At 69.3% G+C, this 15,774-nt stretch carries 16 protein-coding genes; 11 read left to right on the plus strand and 5 right to left on the minus strand.

From position 1 onward, the window contains the following. Positions 1 to 36: 36 nt before the first annotated feature. The 7 genes from T9R20_RS14220 to T9R20_RS14250 all read left to right on the plus strand — a co-directional run bounded on the left by T9R20_RS14220 (position 37) and on the right by T9R20_RS14250 (position 9,113). Entirely contained in the window at positions 37 to 1,260 is a 1,224-nt protein-coding gene (locus tag T9R20_RS14220) for an ADP-ribosylglycohydrolase family protein (RefSeq protein ID WP_322409963.1), read from the plus strand. Next, positions 1,257 to 2,627, plus strand: a complete 1,371-nt coding sequence (locus tag T9R20_RS14225) for an ADP-ribosylglycohydrolase family protein (RefSeq protein ID WP_322409964.1) — start codon at positions 1,257 to 1,259, stop codon at positions 2,625 to 2,627. Before T9R20_RS14220 ends, T9R20_RS14225 begins: the two co-directional genes overlap by 4 nt. Then, positions 2,624 to 3,550, plus strand: a complete 927-nt coding sequence (locus T9R20_RS14230; protein ID WP_322409965.1) for a ribokinase — start codon at positions 2,624 to 2,626, stop codon at positions 3,548 to 3,550. The genes T9R20_RS14225 and T9R20_RS14230 overlap by 4 nt, the downstream gene beginning before the upstream one ends. Then, on the plus strand, positions 3,547 to 5,514 hold the full coding sequence (locus tag T9R20_RS14235) for an SUMF1/EgtB/PvdO family nonheme iron enzyme (protein ID WP_322409966.1): 1,968 nt from the start codon (positions 3,547 to 3,549) through the stop codon (positions 5,512 to 5,514). Before T9R20_RS14230 ends, T9R20_RS14235 begins: the two co-directional genes overlap by 4 nt. Further along, positions 5,511 to 6,698 carry a CoA transferase gene (locus T9R20_RS14240; RefSeq protein WP_322409967.1) on the plus strand — a complete coding sequence of 396 codons (1,188 nt, stop codon included), beginning with the start codon at positions 5,511 to 5,513 and terminating at the stop codon, positions 6,696 to 6,698. Before T9R20_RS14235 ends, T9R20_RS14240 begins: the two co-directional genes overlap by 4 nt. After that, entirely contained in the window at positions 6,695 to 7,543 is an 849-nt protein-coding gene (locus tag T9R20_RS14245; RefSeq protein ID WP_322409968.1) for a CoA ester lyase, read from the plus strand. The genes T9R20_RS14240 and T9R20_RS14245 overlap by 4 nt, the downstream gene beginning before the upstream one ends. A 136-nt stretch (positions 7,544 to 7,679) precedes the next feature. Continuing rightward, positions 7,680 to 9,113: an HNH endonuclease signature motif containing protein gene (locus T9R20_RS14250; protein ID WP_322409969.1), complete on the plus strand. Its 1,434-nt coding sequence runs from the start codon at positions 7,680 to 7,682 to the stop codon at positions 9,111 to 9,113. A gap of 84 nt (positions 9,114 to 9,197) precedes the next feature. Here T9R20_RS14250 and T9R20_RS14255 read toward each other — a convergent pair whose 3' ends face one another. Continuing rightward, entirely contained in the window at positions 9,198 to 9,983 is a 786-nt protein-coding gene (locus T9R20_RS14255) for a glucose 1-dehydrogenase (protein ID WP_322409970.1), read from the minus strand. 161 nt (positions 9,984 to 10,144) lie between these two features. Here T9R20_RS14255 and T9R20_RS14260 point away from each other — a divergent pair, with 161 nt between their 5' ends. Further along, the gene (locus tag T9R20_RS14260; RefSeq protein WP_322409971.1) at positions 10,145 to 10,594 is read left to right on the plus strand and encodes a MarR family winged helix-turn-helix transcriptional regulator; all 450 of its coding nucleotides are present in this window, start codon (positions 10,145 to 10,147) and stop codon (positions 10,592 to 10,594) included. Between the two features lie 52 nt (positions 10,595 to 10,646). Continuing rightward, positions 10,647 to 11,069, plus strand: coding sequence for an organic hydroperoxide resistance protein (locus T9R20_RS14265; RefSeq protein WP_322409972.1), 423 nt, complete (start codon positions 10,647 to 10,649; stop codon positions 11,067 to 11,069). Positions 11,070 to 11,087: 18 nt separating this feature from the next. Here the strand turns inward: T9R20_RS14265 and T9R20_RS14270 are convergent, their stop codons facing one another. After that, positions 11,088 to 11,633, minus strand: coding sequence for a protein-tyrosine phosphatase family protein (locus T9R20_RS14270; protein WP_322409974.1), 546 nt, complete (start codon positions 11,631 to 11,633; stop codon positions 11,088 to 11,090). 134 nt (positions 11,634 to 11,767) lie between these two features. On the opposite strand from T9R20_RS14270, the gene T9R20_RS14275 reads away from it, so the two are divergent. Continuing rightward, a complete protein-coding gene (locus T9R20_RS14275; protein ID WP_322409975.1) occupies positions 11,768 to 13,066 on the plus strand; it encodes an MFS transporter in 1,299 nt (432 codons plus the stop codon). Positions 13,067 to 13,075: 9 nt separating this feature from the next. Here T9R20_RS14275 and map read toward each other — a convergent pair whose 3' ends face one another. Continuing rightward, positions 13,076 to 13,870: a type I methionyl aminopeptidase gene (map, locus tag T9R20_RS14280; protein WP_322409976.1), complete on the minus strand. Its 795-nt coding sequence runs from the start codon at positions 13,868 to 13,870 to the stop codon at positions 13,076 to 13,078. Positions 13,871 to 13,952: 82 nt separating this feature from the next. Between map and T9R20_RS14285 the strand changes: the two genes are divergently transcribed. Beyond that, entirely contained in the window at positions 13,953 to 14,216 is a 264-nt protein-coding gene (locus tag T9R20_RS14285; RefSeq protein ID WP_322412194.1) for a helix-turn-helix transcriptional regulator, read from the plus strand. A 56-nt stretch (positions 14,217 to 14,272) separates the two neighbouring features. Here T9R20_RS14285 and T9R20_RS14290 read toward each other — a convergent pair whose 3' ends face one another. Then, positions 14,273 to 14,959 carry a GOLPH3/VPS74 family protein gene (locus tag T9R20_RS14290; RefSeq protein WP_322409977.1) on the minus strand — a complete coding sequence of 229 codons (687 nt, stop codon included), beginning with the start codon at positions 14,957 to 14,959 and terminating at the stop codon, positions 14,273 to 14,275. After that, the gene (locus T9R20_RS14295; RefSeq protein WP_322409978.1) at positions 14,956 to 15,729 is read right to left on the minus strand and encodes a MerR family DNA-binding transcriptional regulator; all 774 of its coding nucleotides are present in this window, start codon (positions 15,727 to 15,729) and stop codon (positions 14,956 to 14,958) included. Before T9R20_RS14295 ends, T9R20_RS14290 begins: the two co-directional genes overlap by 4 nt. Between the last annotated feature and the right edge of the window lie 45 nt (positions 15,730 to 15,774).

A 15,774-nucleotide genomic window follows, 5' to 3' on the forward strand; every position in this document is an offset into this window, starting at 1 on the left:
CCGCCCTGCCCCGCACGAGGAAGGACGAAGGAAGCGATGGATACGCGCGAACACGCGGGCTCGGTCGAGAGCCGCTCGATGGAGATCCGCCCGCTCGAAGACACGGTGGCCGGGGTTCTCGCCGGAGCGGCGGTGGGCGATGCCCTCGGCGGTGCGACGGAGGGCCTCACCCCCGAGCAGATCGAGGAACGTCACGGCGGCCGGGTCACCGGCATCGTCGGGCCCTACTCCCCCGATTGGCGGACCGCGCGACCCCTCGCGCCGTACCACAAGGGGGACGGGCACGTGACGGACGACACCCTCATGACGCACGCTCTCGTGCAGGTGTATGCCAAGCGGCGCTCTCACCTCGACGCGTTCCACATCGCCGAAGACCTCGTGCCGCTCATGATCGGCGAGCGGACGTGGATTCCGGAGTTCGAGGACGACGCGCTGATCCTGCAGCGGGTCTTCCTCGCCGAGAAATGGATCGTCGCCCGTCTCCACTACGGGCACGTCGACCCGCGCGAGGCCGGCGTCGGCAACATCGTCAACTGCGGGGCTGCGATGTACATGGCACCCGTCGGTCTGGTGAACATCGGCGACCCCGATGGGGCCTACGCCGAAGCGATCGAATTGGCCGCGACCCATCAGTCCTCTTACGGACGTGAGGCGGCCGGCGTGTTCGCCGCGGCCGTCGCGGCGGCGTCCGCGCCCGGGGCGCGCGTGAGCGACATCCGCTCCGCAGTGATGCGGGTGGCGCACGACGGCACCCGCGCCGCGCTCGTCGCCGTCTTCGACCTGATCGACGCCGACGGCTGGGGCGGCGACGACCCCCGCACCCTCAACCGCCTGCTCCGCGAAGCGGTTGCGCCGTTCGACACCGTCGGCGACCACTACCGTGCCCCCGCAATGGACGCTCGGCGGCCCTCACGCACCAAGTCCATCGAAGAACTGCCCGTCGCGCTCGGCCTCGTTCTCGCTCATCAGGGCGATTATCGCGGCGCCGTCCTGGATGCCGTCAACTACGGGCGTGATGCAGACTCGATCGCCACGATGGCAGGCGCGATCTGTGGCGCGCTCCACGGCCGATCGGCTGTCCCCGAGGAGTGGGTGACGGACATCTCGGCGGCGAGCCGGCTCGACCTCGACCGCGTCGTCGAAACAATGACCTCGGCGGTGAAGGAGATCGCCGCGCGTGACGTCGCCCGTGCCCAAGCGCGGCTGATCACGCTCGAGGCGGTGCTGGCGGGGTCTCGCACATCCGAGGTCGCCGCGTGAGACTGACCTGGGCTCAACCCGCGGACCTGGTGCCTGCGGAGGTCGCGACGCTACGCGAGCAGGGCGTGCCCGAGGAGTCGTTGCGGCCCGTGATCCTCCGCTGGCAAGAGGCCGGCGGGTCGATCGTGCCCTCCCCGAGCGGAGCGGCACCGCTGCCCGCCCCGCCCGAGCTGGTGATGCTCGCGCGGGAGCTCCTCGACGAGCTGAGCGACCTGCAACGGCCGGACCGCCACGAACCGGACGACTGGGATGCGATCGAGGCGCTCTTGCCGCCGGCCCGGCCGAGCGCCGGGACCGGCGCGACGTTCGAGCGGGTGCACGGAGCGTGGCTCGGCCGCGCCGCCGGTTGCCTGGTGGGGAAGCCCGTGGAGAAAATTCCCCGCGAAGGCATCGAGGAGATCGCGCGCGCGACGGGAAACTGGCCAGTATCCGGCTACTTCACCGCCCGCGGCCTCCCGACCGAGATCGGTGACCGCTGGCCCTGGAACCGGCGATCCGCGCCGACGTCGCTCGTGGAGAACATCGAAGGGATGCCCGAGGACGACGACCTCAACTTTCCGATCCTCGCCCTGCAGCTGCTCGAACGTCACGGCCCCGCGCTGCAGACCGACGACGTCGCCGAGGCGTGGCTCGCCTCTTTGCCTGCCGGCCGCGTCTTCACCGCCGAGCGCGCGGCCTACCGCAATCTCCTCGACGCGCGGCCGGTGCCCGAGACCGCGACACACCTGAACCCGTTCCGCGAATGGATCGGTGCCCTGATCCGGGCCGACGTACACGGCTGGGCGCATCCCGGAGATCCGCGGGCCGCGGCGCGGTCCGCCTGGGTGGACGCCCGGCTCAGTCATGTGCGAAACGGTCTCTACGGCGCGATGTGGGCGGGCGCTCTGTGTGCGAGCGCGCTCGTCGCGGAGACCGCGGCTGAGGTTCTCGACGCAGGCGAGAGCGTCGTTCCGCCCTCGTCGCGGCTGGCAGCTGCCATCGCCCTCGGGCGAGAGGTGGGGACCGACCTCGCCGGCGGGCGACTGACCCCACCCGCCGCGCTGGACGTCCTCCACGAGCGGTACGGCTCGCTGCACTGGGTTCACACGCTGAACAACGCCGCGCTCATCGCGTGCTCGATCGCCGCCGCGGACGGATCCTTCAGCCGCGGCGTCTCGCTTGCCGTGACCGGCGGGTGGGACACCGACTCCGCCGGGGCGACCGTCGGCTCGGTATTGGGCGCCATCGGCGGTGCGGCGTCGATCGGGGAGGAGTGGATCGATCCTCTTCGCAACCGCATCGCCACCTCCCTTCCCGGACCGGGAGATCTGTCGATTCGCGAGCTCGCCGAACGCACGATCGCGCTCGGTCGACGGAGGAGCGCATGAGCGTCGTCGTCGTGGGAAGCCTCAACCGCGACGTCGTGACGAGGGTCGCCCATGTCCCCGGTCCCGGTGAGACGGTGCTCGCCACCGACCTCGTCCGCACGGCCGGCGGCAAGGGGGGCAATCAGGCCGTCGCCGCGAAGCGCGCGGGAGGTGCGCGCGTGGCGTTCATCGGGGCGATCGGCGCCGACGCCGACGGGCGTGTGCTCCGCGACGCCCTCGCCGCCGACGACATCGACGTCAGCGGCATCGAAGTCGTCGATGCGCCGACCGGGACGGCGCTGATCTCGGTCGCCGACGACGGCGAGAACGCGATCGTGGTGGCCCCGGGCGCCAACGCCCAGCGAACCGCACTGACGGAGCATCAGCGCACCCTCGTCGCCGATGCGCGCGTTCTCGTGACCCAGCTCGAGATTCCGGCCGCACTCGTGCTCGATGCGGCGAGCGCCCGAGGCTCGGCGATCCACGTGCTCAATGCGGCGCCGTCCCAGCCCGTGGCCGACGGGGGCGCAGAGCTCCTGGCGACGGTCGACGTTCTCATCGTCAACGAGCACGAGATGCGGGATCTCTCCGGCCGCACCGATATCGAGGCGGGGGTCGACGACCTGCTCGGGCGCGTTCCGGTGATCGTCGTCACCCTCGGAAGCGCTGGATGCCTCGTGGCGACACCGGAAGGTCGGCGTCGGGTCGCGGCGTTCCCTGTTGACGCCGTCGATACGACCGGCGCCGGTGACACCTTCTGCGGCGTCTTCGCGGCGCGTCTGGCCGCGGGTGGCACAGCCGTCCCCCACCTCGACCTCCTCGTCGATGCGGCGCGGGCGGGAGCTGCAGCGGCATCACTGTCGGTGCAGCGACCGGGCGCTCAGGACTCCGTGCCCACAGCACGCGAAGTCGACGTTCTGCTGGAAGCGGGAGGACGCCGATGAGCGGTGGCTTCGACCCACTGGTACCGAGGGAGATCGACCTGCCGACCCACGTACCGCTCGACATCGATGTCCGGGAGGGCGAAGCGGCCGAGCGGTTGGACGACGCGAAGATCTTCGCCGCCCCGGACGACCCCGCCGATGTGCCGCGCTGGCGGGAGCAACTGTCGGCGTGGCGCGAGGGAGCCCGTCTGCGGCACGGGGCTCCGACTCGATACGACGATCCTCGCTCGGCCTGGTCGAGTCGCTGCTTCACGATCGCCCAGGTGTGGCTCTGGGACGAGCAGTTCTTCGATTTCGATGAGCAGCGGTTCACTCCCGAACGGTTCCTCGAGGACGCCCGGGTGCGGTTCGGCGGGCTCGACGGGGTCGTGCTGTGGCATGCGTACCCCGTGATCGGGATAGATGACCGGAATCAGTGGGACTACTACCGCGCGCCCGGTCTGCGAGAGGCGGCCGAAACACTCCGGTCGGCGGGAATCGCGGTGTTCGTCGACTACAACCCGTGGGACACCGGCACACGGCGCGGCGGCGACGATGCTAGCGAGCTCGCGGCCGTGGTGCGCGAACTCGGCGCGGACGGAGTATTCCTGGACACCCTCAAGAAGGCCGAACCCGACCTGATCGCCACGCTCGACGCGGCACGGCCGGGCATCGGTCTCGAGGGCGAATCGAAGCTGGCGACCGAGCGCATCGCCGACCACACGCTGTCCTGGGCCCAGTGGTTCGCCGACACCGACCCCCCGGGGGTGTTGCGGGCGCGCTGGTTCGAGCGCCGCCACATGCAGCACCACATCCGACGCTGGCACCGCGATCACAGCGCCGAACTGCGCTCAGCGTGGATCAACGGCGTCGGCATGATGGTGTGGGAGGTCGTCTTCGGGGTGTGGGTGGGGTGGAACCCGCGGGACGCGGGAACCCTGCGTCGGATGCTGCCTGTGCAACGTACCTTCCACCGCTGGCTCACCGACGGGCACTGGATGCCGCTGGCCGTCACTCAGGGGTCCGTCACGGCGTCTTCGTTCACTCTGGATGGCGTCGCGCTGTACACCTTCGCCAACTCGGGCGACGAGGATGTGTCATACCGGCCCGCGAAGGCGGGGACATGGATCGGTCTGCATGACGATGCGGCCGACGCTGCCCCGCCCACCTCGTTCGTCGTCCCCGCCCACGGAATCGCCGCAGCTGTGCTGGTCACCGACGGAGCCCAGCAGCCTGCCGAGGTCGACATCGCCCGGCGCATGCTGTCGGGCGTGAGTCATGAACGAGACGCCTCCTTCGCGCATCGCCGCCCCGAGCGGCTGACGCCGCCTCGTTGGGGCGGACCGACGGCCGACGCGACCGAAAGAGAGCGGGCTCGCCGCGACACGGTCGTCGCCGCGGCCGGGCAGCACTCACTGACCGTCCGCTATCGTGCCCGCGAGACCGGTATGTACGACGGCGCGCCGTATGTGGACGAGTGGAAGCCCCTTCCGCCTCGCCTCCACGACCTCCGCACGATGGAGCGGCTCGTCGAACTCCGCAGGCCGGTGCGCGTGGCTACTCGAGAAGTCTCGGAGAAGGACTATGACCTGTTCCTGCACGCTCTCGGCGAAGCATCCGATTTCGACGCGCCATCGGACGAGCGGCCCGCCACCCGGGTCACCCTCGCGAAGGCCCGAGCCTATGCGGCGTGGCTGGGAGGACGACTTCCGAGTGAGGACGAGTGGCAGCTCGCCGCTGCGCTCCCCGGTTTCGAGCGTCGCAGGCCGCAGGTGTGGAACTGGACGGAGTCGGAGCACAGCGACGGTCGATCGCGCTTCGTGATGCTGAAGGGCGGAAGCGTGCACCGATCGGAAGGCTCGGACTGGTATTTCGATGGCGGGGTGAAGGGCGCCGATTTCGCGGCGAAGCTTCTGCTGCCTGGGCTCGGGGTCGACGCTTCGACGTCTATCGGATTCCGCGTGTGCTGGGATGAGGACCTGTGACGCCGCTTCAGGGACTCCGTGTCATCGATATCTCCACCCTGTTCGCGGGTCCCATGGCCGCGATGCACCTCGGCGACATGGGTGCCGAGGTGATCAAGGTCGAGCACCCGCGGCGTCCGGATCCGGCGCGCGGGCACGGGCCGAGCCGTGATGGGCACAATCTGTGGTGGAAGACCCTGGGGCGCAACAAGCGCACGATCACCCTCGACCTCCACACCGACGGCGGGCGCGAGATCATGGCGAAACTGGCGACGCGATCAGACGTCGTCATCGAGAATTTCCGACCGGGCACGCTCGAGCGCTGGGGCTTGGGGTACGGCGAGTTGTCATCAGCCAACCCCGGGCTCGTGCTCGCCCGCGTCAGCGGCTTCGGGCAGGTCGGTCCGTATCGGGATCGCCCAGGGTTCGGAACACTCGCTGAGGCGATGAGCGGCTTCGCGGCCGCTACGGGAGAACCGGATGGGCCGCCGACGCTGCCGCCGTTCGGGCTGGCGGACGGGATCGCGTCACTCGCCACCGCGTACGCCATCATGGTCGCACTGCGATCGCGCGACCGTGACGGGCAGGGGCAGGAGATCGACGTGGCCATCATCGAACCGATTCTGGCGATGCTCGGCCCGCAGATCACCCGCTGGGATCAGCTGAGGTCCGTGCAACCGCGCACCGGGAACAGGTCGGCGAACAACGCACCGCGCAACGTCTACCGCACCGCGGACGGGGCGTGGGTCGCGGTGTCGACGAGCGCGCAGTCCATCGCCGAACGCGTGATGCACCTCGTAGGCCGTCCCGACCTCACGCGGGAGCCGTGGTTCCGCAGTGGCGCCGAACGAGCGGAGCACGCCGACGAGCTCGACGACGCTGTCGGCGGTTGGATCGCCCGCCACGATCGCGCCACCGTCATCCGCGCCTTCGAGGAGGCCCAGGCGGCCGTAGCACCGGTGTACGACGCGAGCGACATCATGAGCGACCCGCAGTACGCCGCGATCGGCACCGTCCGCCGGCTCCCCGACCCCGACCTCGGCGACGTCGCCGTCCAGGGGCCGCTCTTCCGGCTGTCGAAGGATGGGGACGGCATCGCATTCACGGGGCGCGCGCACGGTGCCGACACCGAGGAAGTGCTTCGAGAGCTCGGATACTCCCACGAAGCGGTCCGGTCGCTGCGCACCGAGGGGACGATCGCGTGACCGCGCTGGCGACGCTCGCCCTTCTCTATGCACCCGGCGACCGGCCCGATCTCGTCGTGAAGGCCCTCTCGTCGCCTCTCGCCGACGGTGTGATCATCGACCTCGAGGACGCGGTGGCGCCGACGGCGAAGACCGCGGCGCGCGCAGCGCTCCGCGACCTGCCCCTCAGGGAAGCGGAGGCCTCCGGGATGCGGGTGCAGGTGCGCATCAACCCCGCGGGAACCCCCTGGCACGCTGATGATCTCGCCGCGATAGCCCGCCTGGCGCCATCCGTTGCTGTTCGCGTGCCGAAGGTCGACACGCCGGACGAGCTGCGAGCGGTGTCGGCGGCGGCCGGCCGGCGGGAGGTCCACGCGCTGCTCGAAACCGCTCTCGGAGTGGAGCGCGCCTTCGAGATCGCGAGCGCCGGCGTCGCGTCGATCGGACTCGGGGAAGCCGACCTGCGCTCCGAACTCGGAGTACCGGCCGAGGATCTCGACGCAGGCATGGCATGGGCGCGCAGTCGCATCGTGAATGCATCGGCAGCGGCCGGAATCGCGCAGCCGCTCATGAGCGCATTCACGAACGTCTCCGACCTCGACGGTCTGGAGCGAAGCTGCCGACGCGGGCGTGCGCTCGGGCTCGCCGGGCGCGCCGCCATCCACCCCCGTCAGCTCCCCGTCATCAGGTCGGTGTTCGCTCCCACCGAGGATGAGATCGACGGTGCGCGTGCCGTGCTGGACCGTGTGAAGGCCGCTCAAATGATGGGAGCGGGGACGGTTGTGCTGGAGGACGGCACCTTTCTGGATGCCGCCATGATCAGAGCCGCACAGCGAGTGGTGGCACTCGGGGAACGGCTGCGATGACGCGGGTCCGGGGGCGATCAGCCTGATCGGAGAGTAGCTGAGTTCGTACATAGATTCTATGTGTGAACTACGTTTCGGCAGTCGATGTCGGAACCCCCTGCGATGATGTGGGTAGGTCATCGGGACGGGGTTTTCAGTGGACGCGGACGAGAAGCGGCGGCGGGCGGAGGACAAGCGCGCCGGGGTGTTCGCGGACGAGCTCGCTCGGTTGCATCGGCGTCGGGCGGCGTTGGAGGCGAAGGAGACCCGGCTGCTCGCCGACGCGTACGCGCTCACCCTGGAGCAGCGGTCACGAATCGGGTCGGTGTCCTCGCGGGAGCGGGACATCCCGCTGCGATCCATAGCGCTCGAGCTGGGGATGGCGGTCAGGGTGAATGACCGATCGATGCAGTCCCAGATGCACGACGCCTACGAACTGATCGAGTTGTTCCCCCAGACGATGGCGGCGCTGGTGGAGGGGCGGGTGACCAGGGCGCATGCGCAGGTGATCCAGGACGCCGGGCGGGTGATCGAGGACCCCGACGATCGGGCTAGTTTCGAGCAGATCGTATTGGTGGAGGCGGAGCGGCAGACGGTGCCGCGGACGAAGAAGTACGCCATCCAGCGCGCCGCGGTGTTGGACCCGAGGCCCCTGCAGGAACGACACGACACCGCGATCCGGGAACGGCGGGTGTGGGTCACCGACCTCGACGACACCCTGTCGACCCTGACAATCCTGGGCGGGAACGTGTACATCCACGGGGTGTACCACCGGCTCACCGGGCAGGGCACCACGATCAAGGACGTCGACCGCGCCAAACGACGCGAGTATGCCGTTGCGCAGGGTGACGCCGACGCGAACGACGGGAGCGGCGGCCCAGGATCCGGGTCGGGATCGGGGTTCGGGCTCGGTGAGACCGGGACAGACGACAACGTGATCGGGAGCGGAGAGACCGCGGAGCCGTGGTTCGACGACCGGTCGCTGGATGAGATCCGCTGCGACCTCGCCCTCGACATGCTCCTCACCGGGTCCCCCACCATCGACCCCACCGACGGGGCGAAGGGCGGGCTCGGGAAGATCCGGGCCGAGGTGCAGATCACCATCCCGATCACCACCCTCACCGGGGTAACGAACTCCGGGGCCGAGTTGAACGGGGTGACTCCAGTGGACCCCGAGACCGCGAGACGGATGGCGGGAACCGCGAGAGTGTCGGAGCGGGTGATGACCGACCCCATCACCGGCGTCGTCACCGCAGTCGACCGATACGTGCCCCATCCGTCGCAGACGAGGTTCCTCAACGCCCGAGACGTCACCTGCCGAACACCCGGATGCCGCAGACCCGCACGACACTGCGACAAAGACCACTCCACAGACTTCGCGCTAGGTGGACCGACCTCCAACGACAACCTGTGCAACGAATGCGCCCGACACCACACGCTCAAACACGCCACGAATTGGCATGTGGAACAGCTCCGCGGCGGAGTGCTGAAGTTCACCAGCCCGGGCGGGAAGAACTACGACAGCCATCCACCCTCACGGGTCGCATTCGTCCCCGCCGACGACGGCGGATACGGCGTCGCCCCCTTCTGACGCATGGCCTCACTCAACTATCGCGGGGTGGGTGACGGCCCTTGCGACGTCACCCGCCCCGGCGCGGGATCAACGGAACGAGGGTCAGTACTTCGCCGACTGCCCGCCGTCGATAGGGATGACGGCCGCGTTGACGTACGACGAGTCGTCGGAGAGGAGGAATGCGACGACCGAGGCGATCTCGGGGGCCTCGCCGTAGCGCTTGGTGGGGTTCGCCTGAATGAACTGCTCTGCCGCCTGGCGGGGGTTCTCGGGGTCGATCTGCTTCATCGAGTTCTCGACCATCGGGGTCCAGATCGCTCCGGGAGCGACGGCGTTGATGCGCACACCGAACTCGCCGTACTCGACGCCCGAGTTGCGGGTGAGGCCGACCACGCCGTGCTTGGCGGCGGCATAGCCCGACTGACGCCCCACACCGCGGATGCCACCGACGCTCGCCGTGTTCACGACGGCGCCGCTCCCCTGCTCGCGCATGACCTTGAGCACCTTCTCGAGGCCGAGGAAGACCCCGCGCAGGTTGATCGACACCACACGGTCGAACTCTGCGGCCGAGAAGTCCTCGGTGAGGTTCTGCTTGCCCTCGATGCCGGCGTTGTTGAAGAAGCCGTCGATGCGGCCGAAAGCCGCGAGGGTCTCGTCGACGTAGCGCTGGGTGTCGTCCTCGCTCGAAACGTCGGCGGTGACAGTGACGAGCTTGGCGTCGGAGGCGACATCGCGAACGGCCTGAACCGTGGCATCCAGCCCGTCCTTCGACACGTCGACGAGCGAGAGGTTCGCACCCTCCGAGGCCAGTCGCACCGCGGTCGCGCGGCCGAGGCCTGAGCCGGCTCCGGTGATGAGGACGGTGCGGTCGGTGAATCGTTCGGTCATGTCTCTCGCCTTTCGTCTCGAGACATCCGGCCCTTGCTTTCTGAGCAGCCGACCGGATGCCTCATCTGTGCGCTTCTCTTGGTCCAACCAGCACCACCCTGGTCTATTCCGATGCATAGGTATCGGTTGCGCACAATTTAGTTGCGTGCAATGCTTCTGCCATGACCGCCGTTGCGCTCGACGATTTCGTCTGCTTCGCGATGTACACCGCCTCACATGCGACCACTCAGGCATACCGCGAGGTGCTGAAGCCGTGGTCGCTGACCTATCCGCAGTACCTCGCCATGGTCGTGCTCGCCACCGGCGAGCGCACCGTCCGTTCGCTCGGCGAAGAGCTGCACCTCGACTCGGGGACCCTCTCCCCACTCCTCCGCCGTCTCGAAGCGCGCGGCCTCGTCGACCGTCGCCGGGACGACATCGACGAGCGGCTGGTCCGGGTCAGCCTCACCGAGGAGGGACGGTCGGTCTACGCCGACCTCGTGGCGGCGGCGGGATGCCTCGTGCCGGCGTTTCTCGACAGTGGCCGCAGCGTGCCCGAGCTCCTCGCGCAGCTGAACGCGATCACCGCGAACATGCGGGCGCTCGCGGGCGAGCTTCGCGCCGCCTCCTGACGCGCGTCGCCGCAGCATCCGTCATCTCTTCATCCCCCACGAAAGGACACTCATGGACGCCCTCTACACCGCAGAAGCCCTTGCCACCGGCGGAGGCCGCGACGGCCACGTGCGCACCGCCGACGGGATTCTCGACACCGACGTGCGCGTGCCGAAGGAGATGGGCGGCGCGGGCGGCGCACCGAACCCCGAGCTGCTGTTCGCCGCGGGGTACGCGGCGTGCTTCCACAGCGCGCTGCAGAGCGTCGCGCGGGCGCAGAAAGTGAAGATCGACGGCTCGAGCGTCGGGTCGCGCGTGTCGCTCGGGTCGAACGGCAACGGCGGGTTCGAGCTCGCGGTGCTGCTCGAGGTCGTGGTCCCGGGCGTGGAGGCCGAGGTCGCCCAGCAGCTCGCCGACGCCGCCCACCAGGTGTGCCCCTACTCGAACGCGACGCGCGGCAACATCGAGGTCACGGTCTCGGTCGTCGACGACTGATCGGCGGCGGCTCTGTTTTCACACGCTGAGCGGCACCCTCCGGACGAATCGGCGCTGCCAGGGCGTCTCGACCGCTCCGGGTCGGTAGGTCGCCCGGACCCACGCGACCGCCTCGCCGGCCGGCACACCGTCGAATCGGGCGAGGAGGGCGAGAGCGGTTCCGGTGCGACCGGTGCCGCCGTCGCACGCGATCTCGACCCGGTCCGTCGCGGCCCGGTCGTAGGCCTCGCGAAGCGCATCGATCGCGTCTGACGGCGTGCGGGGCAGACGGAAGTCGGGCCACGCGACCCACCGAGAGGGCCAGCGCTCCTCGTGGAGGCGCGCGGTGAGGTAGACGCCGAAGTCCGGCAAAGGCCCAACGTCCGTCGAGCCGCCCCGCAGACCGCGCCCGCGGATCTGCCGCCCACTCGGCAACGTCACCACGCCCGTGAGATCGGGCCACCACGGTGTCATCCGTGGGCTCATCGGGGTCATCCGTGCGCTTATCGGGCCGGGGCCGCGATGAGGGTGATCGCGGCCGGGCGAGGGGATGCCCGAGGCGTCGTCGCCCGACGTGGTGGTCATGGTGCGGTTCTACCACCCGACGGGAGCGTCGTCGACGGATTCACGGTGTGATCCGTCCCGCACCCGGTGGATCGTCGCGGCGACTCGGCGCCCCCACGGTGACGGGTGTCTCCACCGAGGAGCACACTGAGCACATGACACCCACGCCGCGGCGCGTGCAGGGCACCTACTACACGCTCATGCTCGGCAACACCCTTGCCGCCTCGTTCATCTGGGGCATCAACACGCTCTTCCTCCTCGACGCCGGACTGACCAACCTCGAGGCGTTCGCCGCCAACGCGTTCTTCACCGCGGGCATGTTGATCTTCGAGATCCCGACCGGCGTCGTCGCCGACACGCTGGGACGCCGGGTGTCGTACCTGCTCGGCACCCTGACGCTCGCCATCACGACGGCGCTCTACTGGTGGCTGTGGGTGATGGAGTCGCCGTTCTGGGCGTGGGCCGTGGTGTCCGTGCTGCTGGGGCTGGGGTTCACCTTCTTCTCCGGAGCGGTGGATGCCTGGCTCGTCGACGCGCTGCGCGCGACCGGCTACACCGGGAGCCTCGAGACCGTGTTCGGGCGAGCGCAGATCGTCGGCGGAGTGGCGATGCTGGCGGGATCGGTGCTGGGCGGCGTCATCGCTCAGCTGACCAACCTCGGGGTGCCCTTCCTCGTGCGCGGCGGCATCCTTCTCGTGATGCTCGTCGTCGCCGCCCTGCTCATGCGTGATCTCGGCTTCACACCCGACCGCAGCGAGGGGCCGCTGCGGGCGACCCGCACGGTGTTCCGGGCGTCGGTGACCTACGGGCTCGGAAACAGACCGGTGCGATGGCTGATGCTCGCGAGTCCCTTCACCGCCGGTGTCGGCGTCTACGTCTTCTATGCGCTCCAGCCCTACCTGCTCGAACTGTGGGGTGACGAGGAGGCCTACGCGATCGCCGGACTCGCGGCGGCCCTGCTCGCGGGCTCGTCGATCGTCGGAGGTGCGCTCGCGCCCTGGGTGCGGAAACTCTTCCAGCGCCGCACCACCGTCATCCTCATCGCGACCGTGGGGAGCATCTTCGTCCTCGTCGTGCTCGGACTCGTTCAGAACTTCTGGGTCGCGGTCGTCCTGCTCGCCGCCTGGGGCATCGTCTCGGCCATCGACGACCCCGTGCGCCGCGCGTACCTCAACGACATGATCCCGTCTCAGCAGCGGGCCACGGTGCTGTCGTTCGACTCGCTGCTCGGCTCAGGCGGCGGGGTGGTGTGGCAGCCGGTGCTCGGGCGTGCCGCCGACATCGGCGGATACGGGCAGTCACTGCTGTGGAGCGGGGTGATCAGCGCCGTCGCCGTCCCGTTCGTGCTGCTCAGCCGGGCGGAGAAGAACCCGGCAGACGAGGTGACGTCGGTGAGTCCCAGCGCCGAAGTGGTGACGGATGCCGGGCCCGACCCGTCGCTGGATGTGACGTGAGGGCTGGCGCTATCGCGCGACGGTCAGGATCTCGGCGTCATCGTCGGTGATGGCGATGGTGTGCTCGGTGTGCGCGGTGCGGCATCCGGTGGCGCTTCGCAGGGTCCAGCCGTCGGGATCGGTGATCAGAACGTCGGTGTCCGCCATCACCCAGGGTTCCAGAGCGAGGAGGAGGCCCGGCCGCAGCGTGTAGCCCCGCCCCGGGCGGCCGATGTTCGCCACGTGCGGGTCGCCGTGCATGGTGGTGCCGATGCCGTGGCCGCCGAACTCCGTGTTCACGAGGTACCCGGCATCGGTGAGCACGGCGCCGATCGCGAAAGAGATGTCGCCGATGCGATTGCCCGCACGGGCGACCTCGATGCCGGCGGCGAGCGCGCGCTGGGTGACGGCGATGAGCGCGGCGTCTTCGGCGCTTCCGCCGCTAACGGTGGTGTCGGAGTCATCCGCCCCGACGATGAAACTGATGGCGGCGTCGGCGGCGATGCCGTTCTTCAGCACCGCGAGGTCGAGGGTGAGGAGGTCTCCCGACTGGAGGGCGTAGTCATGCGGCATCCCATGCAGAACCGCATCGTTCATGGCCGTGCAGATGTAGTGACCGAAGGGACCGTTGCCGAAGGATGGTGCGTAGTCGACGTAGCAGGATTGTGCGCCCGCCTTCTCGATGAGCTGCCGCGCCCACTCATCGATCTCGAGCAGGTTCACGCCGACGGTGACGCGCTCGCGCAGCTCCTGCAGCGTCGCCCCCACGATCGCACCTGCGGAACGAGCATGGTGGAGTTGGCGGGCGTTCAGGATCTCGATCATGGGGCGCTTTCGGGGTGGGGTGGGGCCAGGCTGGGCGGTATAAGAATACCGGGCAGATAATACCGCTAGGCTACTCGCCATGATGGTGCGCCTGCCTCACACGCCCGAGACCCTCGCGCGGGGCCGACGCGTCGGCGCCTTCCTCCGCGAGGCCCGGGGTGACCGGTCGATCGTCGAGGTCGCCGCGTGTGCGGGGATCTCCGGAGAGACCCTGCGCAAGATCGAGACGGGTCGCCTCCCCACCCCGTCGTTCGAGACGGTGGCCGCCGTCGCCGCTGCGCTGCACCTGTCGCTGGATGACATCGCCCAGCGCGCTCGCGGGGAAGACGTCGCGCTTTCGGCGTGAGGCGAAACGCGCGGGAAAGGCGACGGTCATCATCCGCAATGCCCGCTTCGACGCGCCTACCTCAGGGCGATCGTGGTGACCGTCACGCTGTTGACGATCATCGCCATGACGGTCCGCTCGACCGCTTCACCGGCGCCGGCAGCACCCCAGTCGCCGCGCTCCAGCTCCTCTGCCCGCGTGATCACCGCCGATTTCCAGGGAATGGCGGGATGGAACTGAGGCAGGGTTCCGCTCGCTGAGAGCAGCCCCGTCAGGGCGGCAGTGCGGGCGGAAGGCGACGCACCGTCGACCAGGACGCCTCGGATCTCGGCGAGCAGATCGTTACGACGACCCGTTCCGCCATCCTTCAGCACGGTGGTGGAAAAGATCCCGAGCGTCTTCTTCGCCTCCGTCCGCAGCTCTCCCCGCGCGACGAGGCGATCGATGAGGGGCTGCCGGAGCGTCGGACCGATCGCCGGCAGGACCGTCTGCACTCCCCGCGGCTTGTCTTGGACGGAGGTCCACGCGGCGCGAAGGATCTCGTCGGACGGTGCGCGGTCGGGCACGGCCGCCATGTTCACGGTGCCGCTCCAGGTCTTCTTTGTCGTGACGCGCTGCTCGAGGCCGAGCTGGGCGAGAACAGCCCCGCCCAGCACGTAGAAGAGCGTGTTCTCGCCGGCGATGGTTCCCGAGTCGGGTTGGAAGAGGAGGAGAAGCAGGTCCTCCGCGATCGTCGGCGAATCCTGTGGGCGAGAGTCGTTCATCCTTCGTCCTCCTTGTTCGCGAGGGCGCGTTCGAACGCGCCCAGCTGCCCGAATTGACCGGTGGCGATCAGGTTCGCCCGGTGCAGCACCTCGAGCTGGGCGAGGTTGTACAGCTCTCCCACCGCCCGACCGACCGTCGCTTCGGCGTCCGCCGCGTCGTGGCGGGCATATGCACCCGGGTCACGCAGCCACGGGTAGGCTTCCCGCGCCTCCGCCAGATCCGGTGCCAACTCCTCGCCGAGGCGGCGCCGCGTGTCACGGTCGGCGTCGGCCGGCAACGCCACGAGCTCAGCCTCCGCCGCGGACACGGGATTGTCACGGATCATCCGCTCCAGCTCGCCGATCGCCTCGTCGTCGAAGACACGCGAGTAGATCATCACCAGCGACTGATCCGGCTCGGTGAGCCGGTCGGCGAGAGGCGCGAAGCGAGCGGGAAGCGCTGCGGGAGAACGATGCTGCAGGATGACGGCGAGCTCCTCGCGAACCCGCTGCAGCCGCGCGATGGTCGCCGCCAGCTCGGCATCGAGCACCGCGATGGCGTCGTCGGGGCGCTCTTCGGATCGGTCCAGCGTCGCGATCTGCGAGAGCGGGACGCCGAGCTCGGCCAGCCGCACGATCTGCAGCAGCCGGATGAGGTGCGGCACCTGGTATTGCTTGTACCCGTTCGACAGCCGCTCGGGCTCCTCGAGCAGACCGACCTTGTGATAGTGACGCACGGCCTTGACCGTGGTGCCGGCCAGGTCGGCGAGCTGACGCGTGCTCCAAGCCATGGTCGAGCTCCTCGTGGTTCGTTGTGCGCAGCATCCATTCCAAAC

This window comes from Microbacterium invictum (assembly GCF_034421375.1).
Lineage (GTDB): Bacteria > Actinomycetota > Actinomycetes > Actinomycetales > Microbacteriaceae > Microbacterium > Microbacterium invictum_A.

What these genes read in the sequence shown, in the direction of transcription:
- T9R20_RS14220 (WP_322409963.1), top strand. Translation starts at nt 37, where the DNA reads ATGGATACGCGCGAACACGCGGGCTCGGTCGAGAGCCGCTCGATGGAG.
- T9R20_RS14230 (WP_322409965.1), top strand. Translation starts at nt 2,624, where the DNA reads ATGAGCGTCGTCGTCGTGGGAAGCCTCAACCGCGACGTCGTGACGAGG.
- T9R20_RS14235 (WP_322409966.1), top strand. Translation starts at nt 3,547, where the DNA reads ATGAGCGGTGGCTTCGACCCACTGGTACCGAGGGAGATCGACCTGCCG.
- T9R20_RS14255 (WP_322409970.1), bottom strand. Translation starts at nt 9,983, where the DNA reads ATGACCGAACGATTCACCGACCGCACCGTCCTCATCACCGGAGCCGGC.
- T9R20_RS14260 (WP_322409971.1), top strand. Translation starts at nt 10,145, where the DNA reads ATGACCGCCGTTGCGCTCGACGATTTCGTCTGCTTCGCGATGTACACC.
- T9R20_RS14265 (WP_322409972.1), top strand. Translation starts at nt 10,647, where the DNA reads ATGGACGCCCTCTACACCGCAGAAGCCCTTGCCACCGGCGGAGGCCGC.
- T9R20_RS14270 (WP_322409974.1), bottom strand. Translation starts at nt 11,633, where the DNA reads ATGACCACCACGTCGGGCGACGACGCCTCGGGCATCCCCTCGCCCGGC.
- T9R20_RS14275 (WP_322409975.1), top strand. Translation starts at nt 11,768, where the DNA reads ATGACACCCACGCCGCGGCGCGTGCAGGGCACCTACTACACGCTCATG.
- map (WP_322409976.1), bottom strand. Translation starts at nt 13,870, where the DNA reads ATGATCGAGATCCTGAACGCCCGCCAACTCCACCATGCTCGTTCCGCA.
- T9R20_RS14285 (WP_322412194.1), top strand. Translation starts at nt 13,953, where the DNA reads ATGGTGCGCCTGCCTCACACGCCCGAGACCCTCGCGCGGGGCCGACGC.
- T9R20_RS14290 (WP_322409977.1), bottom strand. Translation starts at nt 14,959, where the DNA reads ATGAACGACTCTCGCCCACAGGATTCGCCGACGATCGCGGAGGACCTG.
- T9R20_RS14295 (WP_322409978.1), bottom strand. Translation starts at nt 15,729, where the DNA reads ATGGCTTGGAGCACGCGTCAGCTCGCCGACCTGGCCGGCACCACGGTC.